Here is a 20,200-nt window from a genome sequence, read left to right on the forward strand (position 1 = left end):
TCTGTTAGTTATATTGGTAACTTGCTAACAAGGGGTTATTACGTGCTAGATTGAGTAGGCGTACTCACATAGATTTATAGAGTGCCTTTTATCATTGCTGTTTTTATATTAAGCCGATGGCACTGAATTAACTACTTTGTTTGTAAGTACTTAGTTTTATTTATATGCACTTGCGTTAGTCTATTACAAGGAACTCATACTTCAAACTTTTATTGTTTGTCGTATCAATTATTTGCAGGAGTTGAGAATGCAGGCAGTAAAATGGGATCAAGAAGTGAACCAGATCACAGTTGAGCTAGAACCCAACCAGTTCGCGGTCGTTAAGTATCAAAAGGACGGAGATGTACTACATATCACTTCGACACGAATCCCTGATGAACTACAAGGCAAGGGCTTTGGCAAGGTGATGATGGAGTCGGTCTTGCCTGAAATTGAACAAGCAGGCTTTAAAATTGTGCCAGTTTGTAGCTATGTCGTTCACTACATGAATAGGCAGCCACAGTGGTCACATCTTCTATCTGATAAAGCATAGCAACGAGTAATATGTCTCAATCAATATCGTCAAATAATCGGGCTCAACCTGAAGCGAGTTCAAGTCAAAATCAGCCTGATCTTTATCAACAAGAGTTTTATCAAAATGAGCTTTATCAAAAAATAGCGACCTCGTTGGGTTGTCATGAAGGGTTTGATGTCCAAGTGATTCAACGCCTGTGGGGCGGATATGGCGAGTTAGTTCGCTTGGTCTTTTCTCAAGAAGGCCATGCTGAACTGAAAAGTGTGATTGTTAAACATGTCGCGTTACCAGATAAAGCAGAACACCCAAAGGGTTGGAATACCAAACTCTCTCACCAACGAAAGGTGCACTCTTACCAAGTGGAAACGGCTTGGTATCAATCGTTCACTCAACAGTGGGATGAGCGTTGCCCTGTACCTGTAGGGTTGCAATGTGAGTTACAAGAGAACGAGTGGCTGATTGTGATGCAAGACTTAGCGGAGATCGGCTTTCCGTTAACTTCTCAGTTTGATGTGCTTGCTGTTTCTGACGATCTGGCAACCAAAGATACTCAACCTGAACTGGCGTGTGGTTACACTCTAGAAGAGCAAAAACAACGTGATGCCTGCCTAAAGTGGCTTGCTAATTTTCATGCGAAGCATATCCATATCGCCCAAGAAAAGTCTGCATCATTATGGAAAATAGGTACTTACTGGCATTTAGAAACACGCCCTGATGAGTTTAATGCCTTGGCTGATTTACCATTGAAGAATCAAGCCAAGCACATCGACCGTTTACTTAAAGAGTGCCCATATCAAACCTTAGTCCATGGCGATGCCAAGCTCGCCAATTTTTGTTGTGATTCGGAAAGCGAACGCGCGGCTGCGGTCGATTTCCAATATGTGGGTCATGGTTGTGCGATGAAAGATGTCGCCTTGTTCATGAGTAGTGCGGTGAGGCCGCAAGATTGTGCAGAGCTTGAATCACAGATGTTAGAGACTTACTTCCGATACTTGGAAGAGGCATTGACGTACTATCAGCCACAGCTTTCGTTCGATGATGTTGAAGCCTCATGGAGACCAATGTTCTATGTGGCGTGGACTGATTTTCAACGTTTCGTAAAAGGTTGGAGTCCAGAACACTGGAAGATCAATCCGTATACTGAGCAATTGACCTTACGAGTGCTCACTCAATTAGACGAACAGGAGTCCGTCAATGTTCGATAGAACCGCGAGCTGGAAAACGCCGCAAAACTTTTTATTACTGATTTCGATCGTTGTCCCTATCGCGTTTTCGAGCTGGATGGCTCTGTTGAATAACTTCGTGATTGAGAAAGCGAACTTTGATGGTGCTGATATTGGCTTGTTGCAAAGCGTTCGTGAGATTCCTGGTTTCTTAGCGTTTACCGTGGTGTTTGTTTTGGCATTCATTCGTGAGCAACGCTTTATGTTGATATCGCTGGCGATGCTGACCGTAGGCACGGCGATTACCGGTTTATTTCCTACACTCACAGGCTTGTTACTAACTACGATTTTGATGTCGACGGGCTTTCACTATTTTGAAACGCTCAAGCAATCTTTATCTTTGCAGTGGCTGAATAAAGAAGAAGCACCAGAGATGCTGGGTAAAATGATCTCTGTGGGCGCGCTCGCGTCATTGATCACGTACGGATCTATCTGGGTGATGTTGGAACAGCTTAAGCTGGATTTCGCTTGGGTGTACGGCATTACTGGAGGCATTGGTTTTATTCTGGTTTTAGTGATGACCTTTGGCTTCCCTGAGTTTCAAACCAAGACTCAGCAAAATAAAAAGTTGGTATTGAGAAAGCGTTACTGGCTCTACTACGCGCTAACGTTTATGAGCGGCGCAAGAAGACAAATCTTCACGGTATTCGCAGGCTTCTTGATGGTAGAGAAGTTCGGTTACTCGGCTGCTGATATAACGCTACTGTTCTTAATCAACTATCTGTTTAATTTCTTGTTTGCCAAACGTATTGGTCGATTTATTGGTGTAGTCGGTGAGCGTAAAGCGCTGATCTTCGAGTATGTCGGTTTGATTGGTGTGTTCGTTGGGTATGCTTTAGTACAAACTGCGGAGTGGGCAGCCGCGCTGTATGTTGTCGATCATCTGTTCTTTGCGTTGGCATTGGCGATTAAAACCTACTTCCAGAAAATTGCAGATCCTGCTGATATGGCATCAACCGCTGGTGTCTCTTTCACCATCAACCATATCGCCGCGGTTGTTATTCCAGTCGCGTTTGGTGTGATTTGGTTGTCTTCCCCTGCGACAGTTTTTTACATTGGTGCAGCAATGGCAGTGGTTTCTCTGGCGTTGTCTTTAAACATCCCTAAGAAGCCTGAAGAGGGCAATGAAGTTCGAATGTTTAGCTGGCGCTAATGTTCATTTCGATCTGGTGAGATAAATAAAAAGCTCCAATAGTGATATTGGAGTTTTTTGTATGTGCTATCAAGAAGCGTCACGCTCTAAACGTATGAGTTTGAATACTCGGATTTACGAACAGTAGGGTAAGGTGTTTTATATCTCATCAACGCGAGATAAAATAAGCGTTTACGCTTTAAGCGCTCATGCTTAAAGGAATGTGTATAGCAGCCTAATGGACAAGTCTCGTATGTTGGGTTCGAATCACGATGATTTATAATTGAATATAATGTGATAGGTCGAGCGTAGGCTCGACCTTGCGACTAAGTTAATACACGTAAACGGTTTATTTAATAACCGAGAAAAAGAGTGCAGCTATTGATAGTACTGTGGGAATTATCATCCCGAAGATCAGAAATTTCATTTTCATCCAATATAGGCTTCTCTCATATTGGTGAGTTCTTTCCATCAGAAATAATATACGATCCATCTTTATATCTTCACCACCAAAAACAAGTGATAGTTCACTTTCATAACCTGATCTCATTTCAATGTTCCTACTTTTTAGTGACTAATATTATTTTAAATAAAACTTTATAATAACTTACATTGGCTCTGACTAGTTATAGAGTGGTTGATGCCATCAATAATTGATATGGGTATAAGTAAAGTCATCGAGTTTATTACCAGTGAAATAAGCCCCTAATGTAAACTAATCAATAAATAAAAACATAATACAAAGTTAAATATCATTGTCCTACTCACAGGGTTAAGTTCAAGACTGATTCGATATGAATTTCAATGTTTACATTAAAGTCATGCTCATTAGGTGATTGCCACTAGATAATGAAATCATAAAATCCTAGATGTGAATATCTACGTTATTGATCCCATTAATTACTTTTCTCAAGTGCGGGTTGTAATTTGGTTCCCCATACCCTTTCAGCTGATGTACAGTTACTCTACTAATTTAGAAAATGTACACGGCTCCAGCATTTTTCCAGGAATTATCACTCCAATCGAGAAGAGGATCCGAAGGATGTCCAGGTGCTCCAATAGCAAGCTCATCAGCGCCGGGTTTAAACATCATTGACTTCCCGAACTCCTCGTTTACACCACTGACACTATCACCAGTAAAAACGCCTTCCCATGCGTAGTCTCGATCACCATAGTTAGTTAAGTGGTAAACATAAACCGCACCGTCTGTATCACCACCAATTTCTAAGGTATCAGGGCTGTGATGAAAACCAAACCCTCGCCATGGGGCCTGTGGGGCGGATACCGCTAGATAACCGTTGTCACTAAGCGCGATATCAGAACCAAAATTTTGACCTTTAAATGCCTTTACTGGATCTATTGAATCGACGTTTGACCAAAAACCTTTCTGTGAGTCGTATTTATAACTAAAGACTTTATCAACCCCGGGAGCTCCAACGAGAATAAGGTTTGCGTCTTTATTTATAGTGACTGATGACCCGAAACCACTGTTTTCAATTGGGATGGGCATTTTCAATACGGTTTCTAAACACCATATATCGGTGTAATGGTTTGGATAGGGGTTAAGACGGTATACATAGACAGTACCACCGTGCTTGACTTCGCTACCTGTATCTTTTCGTAATGAATCCATAGGAGAACCAACGACTATAACGTTGTCTTTTGCAATAGCGACACTAGCCCCGAATTTTGCATCGATAGCTAGATCATCTGGATGCTTTAGTTTTAGTTCACTAGGGTGACGTACTGTTTTAATGCCCGATTCAGGAGCCGATGGAAAGTTGAGATCTTTATTGAGGAAGAGTGAGACTTCTCCTGCCATATTTTTATTTTTGTGCCCCATGACGATGATACCACCATTATCACCTGAGCTAGCTAAAGCTTGGCCATAAGAATCAGTAATAGAACCACTTGAATCGCTGTAATTTTCGAACCAATGTTCTAGGTATCCATTATTATAGTGACTATTTGTTTTGCCAAAAATAACGAGCGCTTTGTTTTCGTCCGAAGCAGAATACGTCGATGTTGCAAGCATCATGTCTTCGAAAGTGTTCCCTATGGCCACTAAGCTATTCGTTGATTTTCGTGCTTTAGTGTTATAGCTCGTTCTATTCGCTATTTCTTCATCATAATTATAATTGCCATTTTCCTGCGCAGTATAAATACCAACTATATGATTTGATTCTTCACCTGAATTGACGATTAAATGATCATTTTTCCAGGTTAGTGCATCGCCAAAGCGAACGTTGCTCGAATCGGAATGCTTAAGGTTAGTTTTAACCCGAATGACAGTTTGTTCTAGATTTTTTAATTGAAATTGTGGAGATTGAACAAGACAATAATCATTATTTTTGCAGGCTAGCAGTTCATAATCAGAAGCTGCGGCATCAAAATCGACGAGGTCGATCTTTAGCTTATATGAAGTACCAGTGATTGATGGTTCAATTACTTCGCTAATTAAGCCATGAGCCGAGGGTCTATAACGTATCAACTTATAATGTTTAATTCCTTCAATTTTATTCCATTCTAAAAGTATGCTTTTAGCTTGAATTGACTGAGATACGGTCAGAGAAGAGTTGTCTTGGTGAGTGTCTGATGATGGAGATGAATCACTTCCACATGCAGATAAGTTTAATGCGGTGAATATAAGAAAAATGTACTTTTTGGTCATTGTGACCCTCCATAGGTAGAAAATTAATCCGAAGTGCTGATGAGTACCTGAAACTCTGTCTATTGATTAGTTGAGCCATAGAATAATTACTAATTCTCTTTAAATCTAAATTTAAATTATCAACATTACTTTTCAATAAACGTGATATCTAGCACTTTACAAAGACCTTAATTTTCTAATTCGTCAACCTACGAGACAATTAGCGACACTATCTTTAATACACGTAACTTAGGAAAATGGAGTGAACAGAGTTTGTATGTGGGGTTTTCTAAAATGATAATCATAATTTTTTAAGCACTTTATCAGAATATTTATATTTAAATATGTGTCATATTAAGTATGAAATCTAATAAGCCTTTCTGTATGTTGATTACTTAATGTCTAAATTAATGTTCAGTTGTTGATGTGTTATGGGTGAATGTATACAAAATATCATTGAATCTCCCCTGGCTAAGTGGTTATTTGTCTTGGGTTTCTAAAATATACGTTGGGATGTATAAAATAAGTAAAGCCCTCATGGAAGATTGTTTTGAGGGTTTTACCGTTCATTTTTATTTGACTATTAAAGTCTTCATTTTCCATGGTGTAAATTTTTGAGCAGCTCATTTGTTGGTTCTAATGAAACAAGAGCTTGATGATAGAATAATGATGAGGAAGCTCTACTCATGAGTAAACCTGCTACGGATGGTCAAAGAAGTGTCACGCTCTAAACGGATTACTTCCTATGCCACCTGTTTTTCTAATGAGCCTGAAAAACGCTTCTTATAGCTGCGTAACATGCTTAAGCTGAATATGGCTGTTAAGGTTTCAGCAAACAGGATACTCGCCCAAATACCTTGTTCTGGGAATAGCTTTGGCAAAATCATGATACCCAATGCGACGAACACAAAACCTCGCCCTAGAGATATCAGTGTTGCTTGCTTAGGTTTGGCCGTTGCCTGAAACAGGTTGGCGATCACTAAGTTTATGCCCATCAGTGGCACAGCAAAGAAGAAGAACGTCAATGCGGTTGATGACAGTCCAATCAAATCGCTTGAATCACCCAAATAGAGGGCTGCGATTTGTGGAGCAAACAGGTACACCAGAACCATAAACACCAAGCCGCTACCAATTGCACTTTTTAAACCTAAGCGAAAAATCGCTTCGATTCGGTTTGGTTGGTTGGCTCCATGATTAAAGCTGATGATTGGCTGGCAGGCTTGAGCGATTCCGACCATCACAAACAGGGCGAATACCCCGATGTTTGCCGTTAAGCCATAGGCGATAATATGATTCTCACCAAACTGATGCAGCAACACGTAGTTGAACAATAAGATGGTCATCGCTGCGGTTACTTCAATGAAGAATGTCGGCGTACCTATTTTTAGGATGCTTGGCAGTTTGCCCAAACCAATCCCTTTTAAGCTCATTTCCAAGGTGCCTTGTTTACGCACGAAATGGCTTAATAAAATACAAGCGATAACACCTTGAGCAATTGCTGTACCGTAGGCCGCGCCTTTCATGCCCCAGCCAAATTCTAAGACGAAGAAGTAGTCCAAAACTAGGTTAACCACAGCACCTATCGACATCGCATAAGTCGCCAGTTTTGGGTTGGTATCGTTACGAACAAAGCACGACATGACCCAAGCTAACGAGTACAACACAAAGAATGGCAGCATCACAGACAGGTAATCGTGAGTCAGTTCAGCCATGTAACCAGAAGCACCCATTAACGCAATCATGTCGTCTAGAAAGTACAGAGCAATGCTGACTGAAATGGTGCTAAGCACAGCGGTACTGAGCATTGATTGGCTAAAGAGGGTTTGACCCGACGTTGTATTTCCTTTGCCGACTTCGATAGACATAAGTGCTGCGCCACCAATGCCCACCATCATGGCAATGGCGGTGAATATTGAAAAAGCAGGGATGGTCAAAGCGATAGCACCAAGCCCATCAGGGCCAACACCGCGTCCGACGAACCAAGCATCTCCCATGATAAAAAGAGACTTGATCACCATGCCCGTTAGTGCGGGCCAAAGGTATTGATAAAAGGATTTTGAGATCGGATCGGTTTTGAGATTAATGCCCATTCCAGAAAGCTCCCAACAAATTGGATGAAATAAAGAGGGAGCATTATCCGAACTTAATTGAATTCTAAAAAGGGATTATCTGCGTATTATGTTGCACTATCTGCACATCGAGTTCGAAACTCTGCGGGTGACTCGTTCATTTGGCCGCGATAAAAACGACTGAAATAGGCAGGGTCTTCGAAGCCGAGTTCAAAAGCGATGGTTTTAATTGTCTTGGTTGAAAAGATCAATTCTCGGTTCGCTTCTAAGATGGTTCGGTCGTGGATTTGTTGCGTGACCGTTTTACCTCGTTCTGCTTTGACGATTTCGTTGATGCGCTTGTTAGTGATCGACAGCGCTTGCGCATAAAACTCGCAATGTTTGTGCGTGGCGTAATGTTGCTCAATCAAATCAGCAACCTTGTTTACTCGGCTGTCGCGCACTTCACCTTTCAATGAGGATTGGGTGGCAAAGCGTAATATGTAGCGCAAAAAGCTATTCATGAGTGATTCTACCAAATCCCAGTCGCTATCCACTCGCTCACATTCTTCTTTGATCATGGTGAAAATAGGCAGTAGGTAGCGGTTGCCTTCCTCACTGCAATCCAAATAGGGAGGGCGACTTTGATGCATGGCAAAAACAGTGTCGACCAATTGTGTGTTGCGATGATTGGTTTTGACAAAACCTGGGGTAAATACCAGTAAACGAGCATTTTCTCCCACCAACTCTGAGCGGTGCACCTGACCGGGAGCAATGGTAAAAATACGGCCGACTTTGTTGTCATAGTCAATGAAATCAATACTCTGACTGCCTAGGTTATCCACGCACCATACCAACTCCCAATATTCATGTCTGTGTGGTTCAAGAAATGCGTCGTCATCGTTTTTAGACAGCTCGGTGGCACGGCAAGGCTGACCTTTGATGAGTCGAACGTGTTTAATGGGTGCTCTCATGACGTTCCTTTTCTGAATACTGATGTTGTGTAGGCTAAGACAATGGTCGACGATTCTAGTTGTTTCTAATGTAGTTGATAGTAACTTTTAAGTCATTCGTTTGGCATGCTATTAACTATTAACTATTAACTATTAACTATTAACTATTAACTATTAATTATGAGTCGTTACACAGTGATTGCGGTGAGACCAGTTGGAGTGTATGCGGAGGGGGGGGGGGGAGGTAGGAGCTTCGATTCGAGTAACTCAATAAAACCCTAGAAGCTCATTGCGAGCTTCTAGGGTGAATTAACATGGAGCTTAGTTGCTGCTTGCCGTTTTTAGCGTAGAGCGAAGCTTGAAAATTCCCTTTGGCGCCTTGGTGAGCAAGATGCCGCAAAGCAAGGGAATCATCATAAACAATGATTGTTCAGACAGTACTTCACCATTGACGTAGCAAGAGATCAGTAGAGCGACTACAGGGAAAATCAGGAAGCAGATAGAAGCTTGGAAAGGTGACGAAACCTGTCCCAGCTTGAAGTAAGCAACAATGCCGCCAACACTCGCTACAAAGCCTAGGTAAATCACGGCTGAAATCGAATCCCAAGTGAACGATTCAACATTGACGTTTTCACCGATAGCCGAGACAGCGAATAAGAATAGAGAAGCAATAAAGCTCGGTAATGCGTTGTAAGTCAGCACTTCAATGCCCTTGCAGTGTTTCTGAACCAACACATACATAACAGCGTGAATGGCGACAGCAAGTCCTAGGCAAATGGTACCCATTAGGTAATCATCGCCACCCATCTGCATTTCGTTGCCAAGGATTAAACATAGGCTCACAACAGCCGTGATCAAACCGAATATTTGGTGCTTTGCCAGTCGTAGGCCTAGGAATAAGCCAGACATTAGCATGACAGCAACCGGCATGTTCGCGAAGATGATCGACGCTAAACCAGAAGAGATATATTGCTCGCCGTAGATCATCAAAGTAAACGGAATCGCGAAGTACATCAGTGCCACAATAAGTAACCACTGACGCTTACCTTTTGGGAACAGGAGTGGTTGATTAAAGACTTTCGCTAAAACGACTAGCAGAGGTGCTGCAAGGAAAAAGCGCAGTGCAGTGGCAAAAATAGGTGGGATAGAATGCAATGCCACTTCCATAGCGAACCAAGTGGTTCCCCAAATTAAGCAAACAGAGACAAAAAGCAAGATAGTTAGAGACTTCGAATTCATGGTGACTACTCATTAATAATTATTTTAAATCATAGGCTTGTGGCGCCTTAATGACGTGGCACAGTATAGATAAGTAGTCGGAGAAATTTTTTGTCTTTTTGTCTCTGATTTTGCTTTTTTATAGAAATAAAATCTCCAATATTACAATTAAAAGTAAATTATTTCTTCAATGTTTATATTTTACAAAGTCATCATTCTTTGTGGGGTCAAATTAAATATTAGAAAATGGGCCTTCTAATATTTAATTCTCTTCGTTTGATTGTGTGAGTCACTTATGAATAAGATTCAGCGTGTCGTTTTAGGTCGTCAATAAAAGCCCGAATCCTGGCTGGCATTTGCAATCCATAGTTATGCACGATATAGAAAGGGGCTTTAAGCATCTGCCCTTCCGGCAAAAGGCTCACTAATGTACCTTTGAGTAGTTCTTCTTCAATAGCTTGTTTTGGTAAGCAAGCAATGCCTAATCCAGATAAAGCCATCATTTTTATGGTAGGAACACTGTCACCTGTACGATTGGCCTTGAATTGGTAGGTGTTCACTTTCCCTTTGCTCACTTCAAAACTTCTTTGGCTGTTAATACCTTCCCACTGATTGGCAATATAATCATATTCGGAAAGATCATTTGAGGTGACGGGTAACTGTAATTGTGTGTTCGCAAGATAGTCTGGGTGGCAGCACAGTACCTGTTGAAGGTCACCAAGCTTTATTGCTCGAGATGTTGAATCTGGTAGGTCGCCTACTGTGACCGATAGATCTATGTATTTATCGATGAGATTGAGGCGCATATCGCTGGCTAATAATTGAGGTTCGATACGGGGATGGGCTTTCATGAACTCACACATCGCCGGTCCAATAAGATTTGTCATCAATGTGTGTGGCGAGGTGATGGTGATGGTGCCTGCAAAATCAGAACAGGACTCGCGTGCTTCTTCCTCAACAAGTGTCATTAATTTTCGCATTTCCAAACATCGTTGATACAAGCGCTGACCAGCATCAGTTAGAGATTGTCGACGTGTTGTTCGAGTGAGTAGTTTTACATCAAGGTATTGCTCAAGTCCTTGTAAATGGTGACTAACGACAGATTTTGATAGTTCTAGCTTATCAGCCGCTTTGGTTATAGAGCCAGACTCTACGATTTGGGCGAATACTTGCATACGATGTAATTCGTTTTTCATTGTTATTATTGTCTCACTAAATCGAACGATATTTGAAATCCTACTGTATTTATCTATTTTTACAAACAAGTAAGCTTCTCCTCGTACCTTAACAAAATAAGAAAACGGAGAGAATAATGACTATTTTAGTGCAATTTACCTTGAGCCATACTGAAGATAAAACGGCAGAGATCGTTGAATTTTTTAACGAAGTATTGCCAGATACTCGAACTTTCAACGGTAACCTTTCTGCGGAACTTTACCAAAAAGATCTGTCTGAAAACGCCTTGGTTCTATGCGAAGAATGGGAAAGTAACGCTCACTTCAATGAATACATTGCTTGGCGCAAAGATATTGGCGATTTTGACCGTTTAGGCGCGATGCTTACGGATATGCCAATTATCACCGTCATGTCAAAAATCGTCACGACCTCTAAGGCGTAATGATGAATAAGATATGGAGCCCTTCTTCAGTACCCGCTCCGGCCGCTAATTATCACCAGTGTGCGTTGATTCCTGCTGGCTCGACGCGGTTACATATAGCCGGGCAACTAGGGATTGATAGCCAAGGTATGGTTGCTGAGAGTGCGGAAGAACAAATTGTATTAGCTTGGAAAAATTTGAGAGGCGTGCTTCAGGCCAATCAAATGGATGTGGAAGATCTTATCAGTGTAAGGCTGTACTTAGTTGATCGAAATGATATGCCTGAGTATCAAGCTGCAAAGCAACGCTTGCCTTTCGATGTTGGTGGTCTCCCAACGACATTACTGTTTGTACAAGGACTCTTTGACGAGCGATGGAAAGTCGAAATTGAAGCTGAGGCCGCGAAAGTGATTTAAGGCCATTGCTGTATTCCCAATCTCATTGAGATGGAATCTTAATGGCGTAAAAAACCCCTTTATTGAATCAGACTATAAAGGGGTGAGAGCTACCACACGAAACGGTAAATTAAAAACGAAGGTTGAAACCGATCTCGACGCTGCCATCTGAACGAAATACATCTCCGGGGCTAACGCGTTTTTGGCCGAATGTGTATTTCACATAAGGTTCCACCCATTTGGGTTTGAGGGTAAAAGTAACATCTTGGCTGTTGTAATAGCCTTTTGATCCTGTTAATTGGCGGTCATGACTAAATGAATAGGAAAAGTTCATAAATTCTGTGGGAGAGTAACTTGTCCCAATAGTGTTTTTCCATTCTCTATCTGTCATATCTATGAGGGATAAAGAAACATCGCGCCATTCATGCGATGTGTTCGCAAACACCATAATATTGTTCGTTATGGCGGTGCCACCAAATAAGCCTATATCGTAGATATCGATAAGGTCTGCTCGGCCATAACTTACGAAGGCTTCAGTGTAAAAGTTACCCAACATTAAGCCGTAACCAGTGCCAATTTCCAAGTAGCCCTCAGAATCTATTTCTGCGCTAATATTGAGCTCTTCAGTCGCTTGAATTACCCCAGATACTGTCCCTATCCAATTATCACCAGCCTTAGCTGTTTGAAAGCTCAAGCTTGGCTCATGATAACTTAATGTTTGTAATTGATGGTCGTTTGCATATACGGCAAGGGGCATCAATAAAGTGATCAATAGTCGTTTCATCGTGTTCTCTACTCTCAAATAAAAAGGAGCCGCTAATAAGCGGCTCCTTTGCTTTTATATTTATTATTTTGACTAGCGCGGTCTTTGACGGCTTGTTTTATTTTCTGACGTTGTTTTTGTTAAAGAGATTTTGTTTTTACGACTTTGATCCGACCCTAAACCTGAGATAAATTAACTACGCTCTGCGTCCCTTTTTCATCTTACCTGGCATATTTATATCAATGGTGTTAGCTGATTCTATGTCAGTAATTAGTCGTTCATTTAATTTTCGGCTAGATAGCCTTCTGAATATTAAGATGCTTCAATCGCTAGTTATGTGGCGCTCCTAGCCAATGAGAGGAGTTTATGGACTAAACAGAAACGCCTCTAATCTCTTAATAGAATAGAGGCCTTAACGATGAGTTATTAATGAAACAGAGTAAAGAGGGTGATAACTACTGGTTATTATTGAGTTGTGATTCAAGTATTTTCCTCAACCACAGCGTCATTGGGCTATTTCGGTTTTTATGATGATAGTACGCACAAACCGTTGGTTCGTAATAGCTACTATCAAATAGCAACTTAATGGCTCTTAATGAGGTTTCTTGTTCAATATCTAGGAATTTAGATGCTGGGAATAACATGTCTGAGTTTTTGACGACATCAATAACTGCAGATGGTAATTCTGAACGGAAACCAATGTTTGCTTTCAATCCTTTTACTTTGAGTATTTTCTCCGCTTGTGACTGGTGTGAATTCCAATCAACCGCAATGACTGAAGCTAATTCAAAATTTACCCCGTCTTTAATTTCTAAAAATTCTTTTTCGTATGGGTGATCTTTCCTGACATACCCTTTGAAAGTATCTTGTGCAATAGGCTTTTGCAGTAGTTCTTTAGGGGCATGGTTAATCTCGTAGTTCAACCCTATGTAAACTTCATCATTAATAATGTCGGTCATGGTTGTGCCTGACCAATTCAATAGCTGAATTTGTACTAGTGGTGCTTCAGAACGAATGGCTTTAAAGAGCTTACTTGAAAGAGACGACAGCAAATATGGGGATAACGCGACTTTGACCACTCCTTGTAGTTCAGCGGGATTAAAATCATTGCTGTTATTAATAGCGAAAGAAAGTTCATCAAGTATTGGTGAAATACTCTCTGCGAGGATATTGGCATGCTCAGTTGCACGTAATCCGTGGTGCGTTTTTACAAATAGCTCATCGTCGAAATGATCGCGCAATCTTTGTAGAGCTTTACTGATCGCCGGTTGAGATACGAACAAACGTTCGGATGCTTTGCGCATATTCCGCTCTTGATGCAGGATCATAAAAGTTCGCAGTAGATTTAAATCTAAGCTAGAAAACAAGTCTTTTGCCATATTGAGCACCTTATTATTAGTTATTTAACTATAAGGTTGGGTCGGTATGAGAACAAATACATATTTTATATAGGTGTGATGCCTGTAAAGAAAAACCCGCACTTGGCGGGTTTATAAGTAACAATCTAAATCTTTTACTGCGTAACGGGTTTGACCGTTTTGGTTTGCCTTACTGCCAGAATAAGCTGTGGTAGTAGTGACATCACGATCATGCCTGTCATCAGTGAATACTGTACTGGAGTGAAGGATTCACCCATCAACACCATCCCCGTAACGATGCCAGCCACTGGGTTAGCGATGCCACCGAAGGTGAAATCAACCACAGACATACGTTGCAGCAGCCACACATACATGCCGTAACCAAGTGCTGTGTTCAGACCAATCACCCACAATAGACCCATTGCATTACGAGTATCAAAATGAGTGACAGCATTAACATAAGGTTGCGGGTCGATGAACGCATGAATGCCAGACGCGACAGACAAAATCGCACCGCCTAGAATCAGCTGCCACGTTAATATCTTCCACCAGTGCATGCGATTACCCAGTGATTTTGTAATGCTGCTGCCGATGACAATACACATGATTGCGGCGAACATGGCTCCTAAACCGATTGGGTTCAAAGCGATTTGACTTGGGTTAAACAATATCCACGCTAAGGTGATCAAGCCAATACCAGACAGGGCTTGAATCAAATGTGGGCGTTGCTTTTTCACTACCCAGTGAAAGATCATCGCGAACACCGGTACAGAGATCATACCCACGCCAGAAATCGCTGAAGGCAGCGTTAGCGCCATTACAAAGATCAGGCCAAAGAAGGTCGCAATATTGATAAGGCCCAATGTGAAAATGATCTGCCACTCGCCTTTTTTAGGCAATGTCGGCTTTACTGCTAGCAATAACAAACCAGCAGGTAACGCACGCAAAGCACCGAGTAATAATGGTGGCCACTCCTGTAGCGTAAATTGCGTCACTGCATAGGTTGTTCCCCAAAAGAACGCGGGGATCATTGCTAATAATATGTTCATTTAAAATATCTTTACGTTAAGATAACTATTGTGTGAACTGTATACTGAGAACTAGTGGTTGTAAAGTATCTTTATGTTAAACTAGTTTGAAGTAATCAAGACTAATAACGGAGCGAGATTGCAAATGGATGCTATCGACCGCGTAGTAGAGCAATGGGCAAAGGAAAAGCCTGAGCTAGAAACTGAGCCTATGGCAATGATGGGCCGAATTATGCGTATTGCCAAGTATATGGAGACTCAAGTTGCCGAGCTTCATAAAAAATACGACATGAAACTCGGTGAGTTTGATGTGCTAGCCACCTTGCGACGTTCTGGAAAGCCTTACCGACTGACTCCCTCAGAGCTGATAGGTTCGATGATGCTGACATCAGGTGCGATGACCAATCGCCTTGATAAACTGGAAGCCAAAGGGCTGATCAGCCGTGAGCATAGTAAAGAAGACAGACGCAGTGTGAGTGTTCAGCTAACCAAAGATGGTCTGATTCTGATTGACCAAATGATGACTGAGCATGTTGAAATGCAGAAAAAGCTGGTTAAATCTCTGTCCGCGAGCCAGAAGAAGAACACCAACCAATTGCTAAAAACATGGTTGAGTGCCTACGAGTAATCGACTGGTTGAATCGGGTTGCTGAGCGTAGTGAATTGAACGAGCTTAATTTGATATGAAAACCGAAGTGATGAGCTTCGGTTTTTTTGTGTCTGTAATGTGGTGTCGTGCTATTTAGTCTCAGTTAATTTGGGAACGGCACTGAGCCAGAAAACCGAACAAGTTCCATCGATGTAATTCAATATTTTAGGACATCCTATTTAAGACTTCCCGTTATCAATAGATGCCACCCATCAGTATATTTCTCGTATTCCCACAATACAGAGATTACTGAAATGAAACTTAAAATAGCCCTTAGCGCAGCACTACTAGTGACGTCATTTGCATCTCATGCAGAATTGAAAATGTCGATCAACGAACAAACCAATGGCGTCGTCGTCACGGTTTATCAAGATGGAGAACGCGTTCCTAACGCTCAGGTCACCACCAATATTCGCGGACAACAAGTGACAGAAACATCAGACAGAGGGCAAGCATTTTTCTACAAGGGAAATATCCCGAGGGTGTACCGATTTGAAGCAACCACACTTCAAGGAGAGAGTGTCCAACAAAGTCGATTCATCGGACGAGATAAATAGACTTTTCGGAGTGTCTAGCTAGGAGCAAGCTAGTGAGTTTGAGCCGACGCTCTCCAGCACTTTTCTAACTTTTTCAAAGCGAGTGTTTTGGCTTTTCCCATGTTGCCTATTTGCCACGCGAGCACGATATCAACGGTTCTTGCGTGGCCTATTTCCACTAAACTTCCAGCTTCTAACTCGGCGGTTATAAGCTGTTTAGGCAGAGTACCGATACCAAGGTTACGTTGAATTGCCGTTAACTTACTGCTCATTGAACTGACCGTACTGGTTTTTTGGTTCAGTAAGATGTTTTTGGTGATTTTAGGCGCAGACTTAGCGGTATCGGCCACTGCGATGATCGTGTGTTCACGTCGTGTGGATTCACTGAGCGGATTTGGTTCGTTTAAAATGGGTGCATTTCTCGCGGCTACCCAGATCATTTCTACACGGCCGATAGTTTTACTGTTCACGGTATTCGGTAGTTCGATATTGGGCATCGATGAGATAAGAATATCCGCTTTTCCTGAGATTAATGCTTCCCAGCCCCCCGACAAAATATCCTCTTGGACATACAGTTGCGTGCTGCATTCTGTTGCCATGTCGGCGATTAACGACAACGCAATGTCTTGTCCGATAATGCCGTCATAGGAAACAAACAGTTCGCTTTCCCAACCACTTGAGAAACGTTGTATTTGGTTTATGAGTTCATCTGACCCAGTTAACAACTGTCGGCCATTTTCCACTAACATTTGTCCAACCTGGGTAAACACGGCTCTGTGTCCTGAACGATCTAAGATCAAGATGCCGAGTTCGTCTTCCAATTTTTGAATCTGATAACTCAATGCAGAAACGGATCGATTGAGATGCGCAGAGGCTGACGAGTAAGTCCCTTCACGTTGTAGAACATCCAATATTTGTAAGGTGTCGAGCGGCAGTGTTTTCTTCAGAGTCTTCATAAAATCAATAAAAATGGGGCAAGTGTTTCAATAAGTTTAAGGCAATGGTAACAGTATTGAGGCTTTTGAATCTTCGGATTTAGTCAGTAATTTGTATGCGAGTATGTCTACTAAAATTTCAAACAAGTTGTTCTATTTTTCTCGTTATCATCTTAATGCTAAGTCGAATAACCTATAGGTAATGAAACTTATTAAGGCTTAGAACTATGAACACCAGATTGCACGACACACTGACTTTTTTCGCTCGTATTTTATTGGCTTACTTGTTTATTCAAGCGGGTTGGGGAAAGCTATTTAGCTATGAAGGAACGGTGGGATACATGGCATCTCAAGGAGTTAGTGCTCACTTGTTGCCTTTGGTTATCTTGCTTGAACTCGGTGGCGGGCTTGCAATTTTAGCTGGATTTATGACTCGCTTTACAGCGTTCTCGATTGCATTTTTCTCTTTAGTCTCTGGTGTTATGTTTCACTTCGACCCAAGTTCATCGGGGCAAATGATTCACTTCTACAAAAACGTCTCTGTTGCTGGTGGGTATTTTGCGTTAGCGGTACTTGGCGCGGGATCGTTTAGTGTTGATTACTGGTTGTCTAATAAGTTTAAGCAAGACGCCAAATGGACGCGCTTAATGGTTCTTGTTCGTTAGTGGTTTTTGTCTAATCGCAGTTTATTCGTTAGTGTTGTTGGCGCAACTTATGAATAAAAACCGAAGCTCAGGCTTCGGTTTTTTGTTTCTGTTTAAGAACTTCAGTAAAGTGAATTGGCTAGTTAAGCTTGCAGCATCTCGTCGCTAAACAGTTCAGCACAGCCAATGCCATTGATGGCGCAGCTTTCGTCGATATCTGATATATCGCCGCTCACCCCGATAGCGCCCAGTACCGTTTTATCTTTGTCTCGAATCAGTAGCCCCCCTGGTACTGGCACCATGTTTCCGTGTGCCAGCACGTTTACGGCGGAGATGAATGCTGGTCGGTTGTCAGCATCTTGGGCGAGTTTTCTAGAGGAACAGCCCAGTGCGAGAGCTCCCCACGCTTTAGCAATCGCGATGTCTGGTCGCATCATGCTAGAACCGTCTTGACGTTGCAGGGAAATCAGCTTGCCACCACTGTCTAAGACGGCGACCGTCAAAGGTTCTGTGTGGATCTTACTTCCTGCTTTTAAGGTTCCATCGATGATGGTTAACGCTTGTTGTAGAGTCAAACTTCCCATGTTATCTCCTAGTTTTTCAAGGGGCCGTGTACCAAGCTCAGCCAGCCAATCATTACTCTAGTTTGTGAATATCATTGACTGATTCAGCTCGGTACAAGAGTCCTAACTGGACTCTTGTAACAGCCCATAGCTGGGTAAAGTTAGGAAGGCAGCGAACTCATCGGCTGTAGAAAGTTGATAGAAAAGATCAGCTGTCTCTTCAAATCGACCTGCTGCATAGCGCGAGTCTCCGACTTCATGTTTTATGGTGTCTAGCTCTTGGTAAAGCCAAGAGTGGAATAGTGATTTGGTAAAGGTTTGGCCATCATCGAGTGTTACCCCGTGGTGGATCCATTGCCAGATATTGGCTCTCGAGATCTCAGCGGTCGCGGCATCTTCCATAAGGCCGTAGATAGGTACACAGCCATAGCCTTGAATCCAAGCTTCGATGTAATACAGTGCGATGCGTATATTCTTACGAACGCCCGCTTCGTCACGACTGCCTTCACAAGGTTTTAGTAACGAGTCTGCATTGATCACATGCTCTGGGCTTTGGAAATCCATTTGGTTTACTTTGCCATCTAAGTGCTTATCAAAGATCGACATTGCCAAATCAACCAGTGCAGGGTGCGCGACCCATGTGCCGTCGTGTCCGTTCTGAGATTCTCTTTGCTTATCTTCGATAACCTTGGCGGTTACACGCGCCATTTCTTGCGGATTTTTCGCTGGAATAAAGGCCGACATACCACCCATCGCCAGTGCACCGCGAGCATGACAAGTACGCACTAACAGTTGGCTGTAGGCATTTAGGAACTCTTGATCCATACCGATCCCGTGACGGTCTGGCAGGATGCGGTCTTTATGGTTTTTCAGTGTTTTGATGTAGCTAAAGATGTAATCCCAACGGCCACAGTTCATTGCCACGATATGATCACGCATGGCGTACAAGATCTCTTCCATTTGGAATACGGCTGGAAGTGTCTCAATCAAAACCGTCGCACGAATGGTGCCTTTGGGTACGTGGAAATAGTTTTCGGTGAAGCTGAAAATATCGTCCCACCACTGTGCTTCTTCCATGCTTTCTAGCTTTGGAATGTAGTAGTAAACGCCTAAGCCTTGTTGTGCACGTGATTGATAGTTGTGGAAAAAGTACAAGGCGAAGTCCATCAAGCAACCGCCGATAGGCTGATTGTTGAATTGGATGGATTGCTCAGGAAGGTGGATCCCTCGTGGGCGTGCGATCAGCAGTGCAGGATCGTCGTTTAATTGGTAACGCTTCTGCTTCTTCTCATCGAAATAACTAATGGTGCCAAGGTTGGCATCTCTTAGGTTGATTTGCCCTTCGACCATATTGGCCCAAGTTGGGGAAGACGCATCTTCAAAGCAACACATGAAGACTTTAGCGCCTGAGTTTAGCGCGTTGATCACCATCTTTCTTTCGATAGGCCCTGTGATCTCTACGCGGCGATCGAGTAGCTCTGGTGGCGGTGTCGCCACTTTCCACTCTTTATTCTGGCGAATGGAAATGGTGTCTTTTCTGAAATTGGGTAACTCACCGTTGTCATATTGAGCTTGTTTTATGTCACGGTCATTTAGCAGGGTATGACGGCGATCTCCAAACTTATTAACAAGGGCTTCTAAGAACTTTAATGCATCTTTAGACAAGATCTCTTTGTACTCGGAGTTGTCCATCTTCCCAAGTACCTGCATACACTGTACTTCTTCTCTCTCTTTTACGTCATTCATCACTGTTGTCTCCTTTGAACAATACGATGTCACTTTGTATACAAAATGCTCTTTTTAAGGATATTTATATTGCATAAATTGTAAACAAGCAAAGGGTATTTAACATTTATTTATCATTTGATTTTTTTGTCATTTATTTTTACGTAAAGATATTTTATGTAAAGCAATGAATTGTAAGCTTTTCAAGGTTGGTGCTTACTCAAAGTGGCCGTGTGATGTAACAAGATTGTTTCATTTTGGGGTTGATA

At 42.2% G+C, this 20,200-nt stretch carries 19 protein-coding genes; 8 read left to right on the forward strand and 11 right to left on the reverse strand.

Features of this window, described 5'->3' with window-relative positions; translation table 11 throughout:
- Positions 1–247: 247 nt before the first annotated feature.
- Genes AC3CID_RS15945 through AC3CID_RS15955 form a run of 3 tightly spaced genes read left to right on the forward strand, consistent with a single transcriptional unit; the run spans position 248 to position 2,890 of the window.
- The gene (locus AC3CID_RS15945) at positions 248–532 is read left to right on the forward strand and encodes a GNAT family N-acetyltransferase (protein ID WP_004732803.1); all 285 of its coding nucleotides are present in this window, start codon (positions 248–250) and stop codon (positions 530–532) included.
- A gap of 11 nt (positions 533–543) precedes the next feature.
- A complete protein-coding gene (locus AC3CID_RS15950) occupies positions 544–1,719 on the forward strand; it encodes a phosphotransferase (RefSeq protein ID WP_488527662.1) in 1,176 nt (391 codons plus the stop codon).
- Positions 1,709–2,890, forward strand: a complete 1,182-nt coding sequence (locus AC3CID_RS15955; RefSeq protein ID WP_114634335.1) for an MFS transporter — start codon at positions 1,709–1,711, stop codon at positions 2,888–2,890. Before AC3CID_RS15950 ends, AC3CID_RS15955 begins: the two co-directional genes overlap by 11 nt.
- Positions 2,891–3,842: 952 nt before the next feature.
- Here AC3CID_RS15955 and AC3CID_RS15960 read toward each other — a convergent pair.
- The 5 genes from AC3CID_RS15960 to AC3CID_RS15980 form a co-directional block, all read right to left on the reverse strand.
- Positions 3,843–5,540: a hypothetical protein gene (locus AC3CID_RS15960; RefSeq protein ID WP_488527663.1), complete on the reverse strand. Its 1,698-nt coding sequence runs from the start codon at positions 5,538–5,540 to the stop codon at positions 3,843–3,845.
- A gap of 722 nt (positions 5,541–6,262) precedes the next feature.
- Entirely contained in the window at positions 6,263–7,609 is a 1,347-nt protein-coding gene (locus AC3CID_RS15965) for an MATE family efflux transporter (RefSeq protein WP_488527664.1), read from the reverse strand.
- Positions 7,610–7,695: 86 nt separating this feature from the next.
- On the reverse strand, positions 7,696–8,541 hold the full coding sequence (locus AC3CID_RS15970; RefSeq protein WP_488527665.1) for a helix-turn-helix domain-containing protein: 846 nt from the start codon (positions 8,539–8,541) through the stop codon (positions 7,696–7,698).
- Positions 8,542–8,841: 300 nt separating this feature from the next.
- Positions 8,842–9,759, reverse strand: a complete 918-nt coding sequence (locus AC3CID_RS15975) for a DMT family transporter (protein WP_114635749.1) — start codon at positions 9,757–9,759, stop codon at positions 8,842–8,844.
- Positions 9,760–10,031: 272 nt separating this feature from the next.
- Complete coding sequence (locus AC3CID_RS15980; RefSeq protein WP_488527666.1) at positions 10,032–10,934, reverse strand: LysR family transcriptional regulator; 903 nt, start codon at positions 10,932–10,934, stop codon at positions 10,032–10,034.
- A 113-nt stretch (positions 10,935–11,047) separates the two neighbouring features.
- Here AC3CID_RS15980 and AC3CID_RS15985 point away from each other — a divergent pair, with 113 nt between their 5' ends.
- Both AC3CID_RS15985 and AC3CID_RS15990 read left to right on the forward strand, forming a co-directional pair.
- Positions 11,048–11,356, forward strand: coding sequence for an antibiotic biosynthesis monooxygenase family protein (locus AC3CID_RS15985; RefSeq protein ID WP_488528013.1), 309 nt, complete (start codon positions 11,048–11,050; stop codon positions 11,354–11,356).
- On the forward strand, positions 11,356–11,751 hold the full coding sequence (locus tag AC3CID_RS15990) for a RidA family protein (RefSeq protein WP_488527667.1): 396 nt from the start codon (positions 11,356–11,358) through the stop codon (positions 11,749–11,751). The genes AC3CID_RS15985 and AC3CID_RS15990 overlap by 1 nt, the downstream gene beginning before the upstream one ends.
- A gap of 109 nt (positions 11,752–11,860) precedes the next feature.
- Here the strand turns inward: AC3CID_RS15990 and AC3CID_RS15995 are convergent, their stop codons facing one another.
- From AC3CID_RS15995 to AC3CID_RS16005, 3 genes are all read right to left on the reverse strand, one after another.
- Entirely contained in the window at positions 11,861–12,514 is a 654-nt protein-coding gene (locus tag AC3CID_RS15995) for a hypothetical protein (RefSeq protein WP_488527668.1), read from the reverse strand.
- A 434-nt stretch (positions 12,515–12,948) separates the two neighbouring features.
- On the reverse strand, positions 12,949–13,872 hold the full coding sequence (locus tag AC3CID_RS16000; RefSeq protein WP_171312254.1) for a LysR family transcriptional regulator: 924 nt from the start codon (positions 13,870–13,872) through the stop codon (positions 12,949–12,951).
- 134 nt (positions 13,873–14,006) lie between these two features.
- Positions 14,007–14,900 (reverse strand): DMT family transporter, encoded by an 894-nt coding sequence (locus AC3CID_RS16005; RefSeq protein ID WP_488527669.1) that lies wholly within the window; start codon positions 14,898–14,900, stop codon positions 14,007–14,009.
- Positions 14,901–15,024: 124 nt separating this feature from the next.
- On the opposite strand from AC3CID_RS16005, the gene AC3CID_RS16010 reads away from it, so the two are divergent.
- Both AC3CID_RS16010 and AC3CID_RS16015 read left to right on the forward strand, forming a co-directional pair.
- Positions 15,025–15,507, forward strand: a complete 483-nt coding sequence (locus AC3CID_RS16010; RefSeq protein WP_017054932.1) for a MarR family winged helix-turn-helix transcriptional regulator — start codon at positions 15,025–15,027, stop codon at positions 15,505–15,507.
- Positions 15,508–15,782: 275 nt separating this feature from the next.
- Complete coding sequence (locus tag AC3CID_RS16015) at positions 15,783–16,085, forward strand: hypothetical protein (protein WP_061021313.1); 303 nt, start codon at positions 15,783–15,785, stop codon at positions 16,083–16,085.
- Positions 16,086–16,114: 29 nt separating this feature from the next.
- Here the strand turns inward: AC3CID_RS16015 and AC3CID_RS16020 are convergent, their stop codons facing one another.
- A complete protein-coding gene (locus AC3CID_RS16020; protein ID WP_488527670.1) occupies positions 16,115–17,020 on the reverse strand; it encodes a LysR family transcriptional regulator in 906 nt (301 codons plus the stop codon).
- A gap of 206 nt (positions 17,021–17,226) precedes the next feature.
- Here AC3CID_RS16020 and AC3CID_RS16025 point away from each other — a divergent pair, with 206 nt between their 5' ends.
- Positions 17,227–17,664, forward strand: a complete 438-nt coding sequence (locus AC3CID_RS16025) for a DoxX family protein (protein ID WP_488527671.1) — start codon at positions 17,227–17,229, stop codon at positions 17,662–17,664.
- A gap of 122 nt (positions 17,665–17,786) precedes the next feature.
- On the opposite strand, the gene AC3CID_RS16030 is transcribed toward AC3CID_RS16025, so the two are convergent.
- Positions 17,787–18,227 carry a GlcG/HbpS family heme-binding protein gene (locus AC3CID_RS16030; protein WP_016795812.1) on the reverse strand — a complete coding sequence of 147 codons (441 nt, stop codon included), beginning with the start codon at positions 18,225–18,227 and terminating at the stop codon, positions 17,787–17,789.
- 102 nt (positions 18,228–18,329) lie between these two features.
- Complete coding sequence (gene aceB, locus AC3CID_RS16035; RefSeq protein WP_488527672.1) at positions 18,330–19,955, reverse strand: malate synthase A; 1,626 nt, start codon at positions 19,953–19,955, stop codon at positions 18,330–18,332.
- Positions 19,956–20,200 lie beyond the last annotated feature (245 nt).

The organism is Vibrio sp. QJM3NY_21 (genome assembly GCF_057785975.1).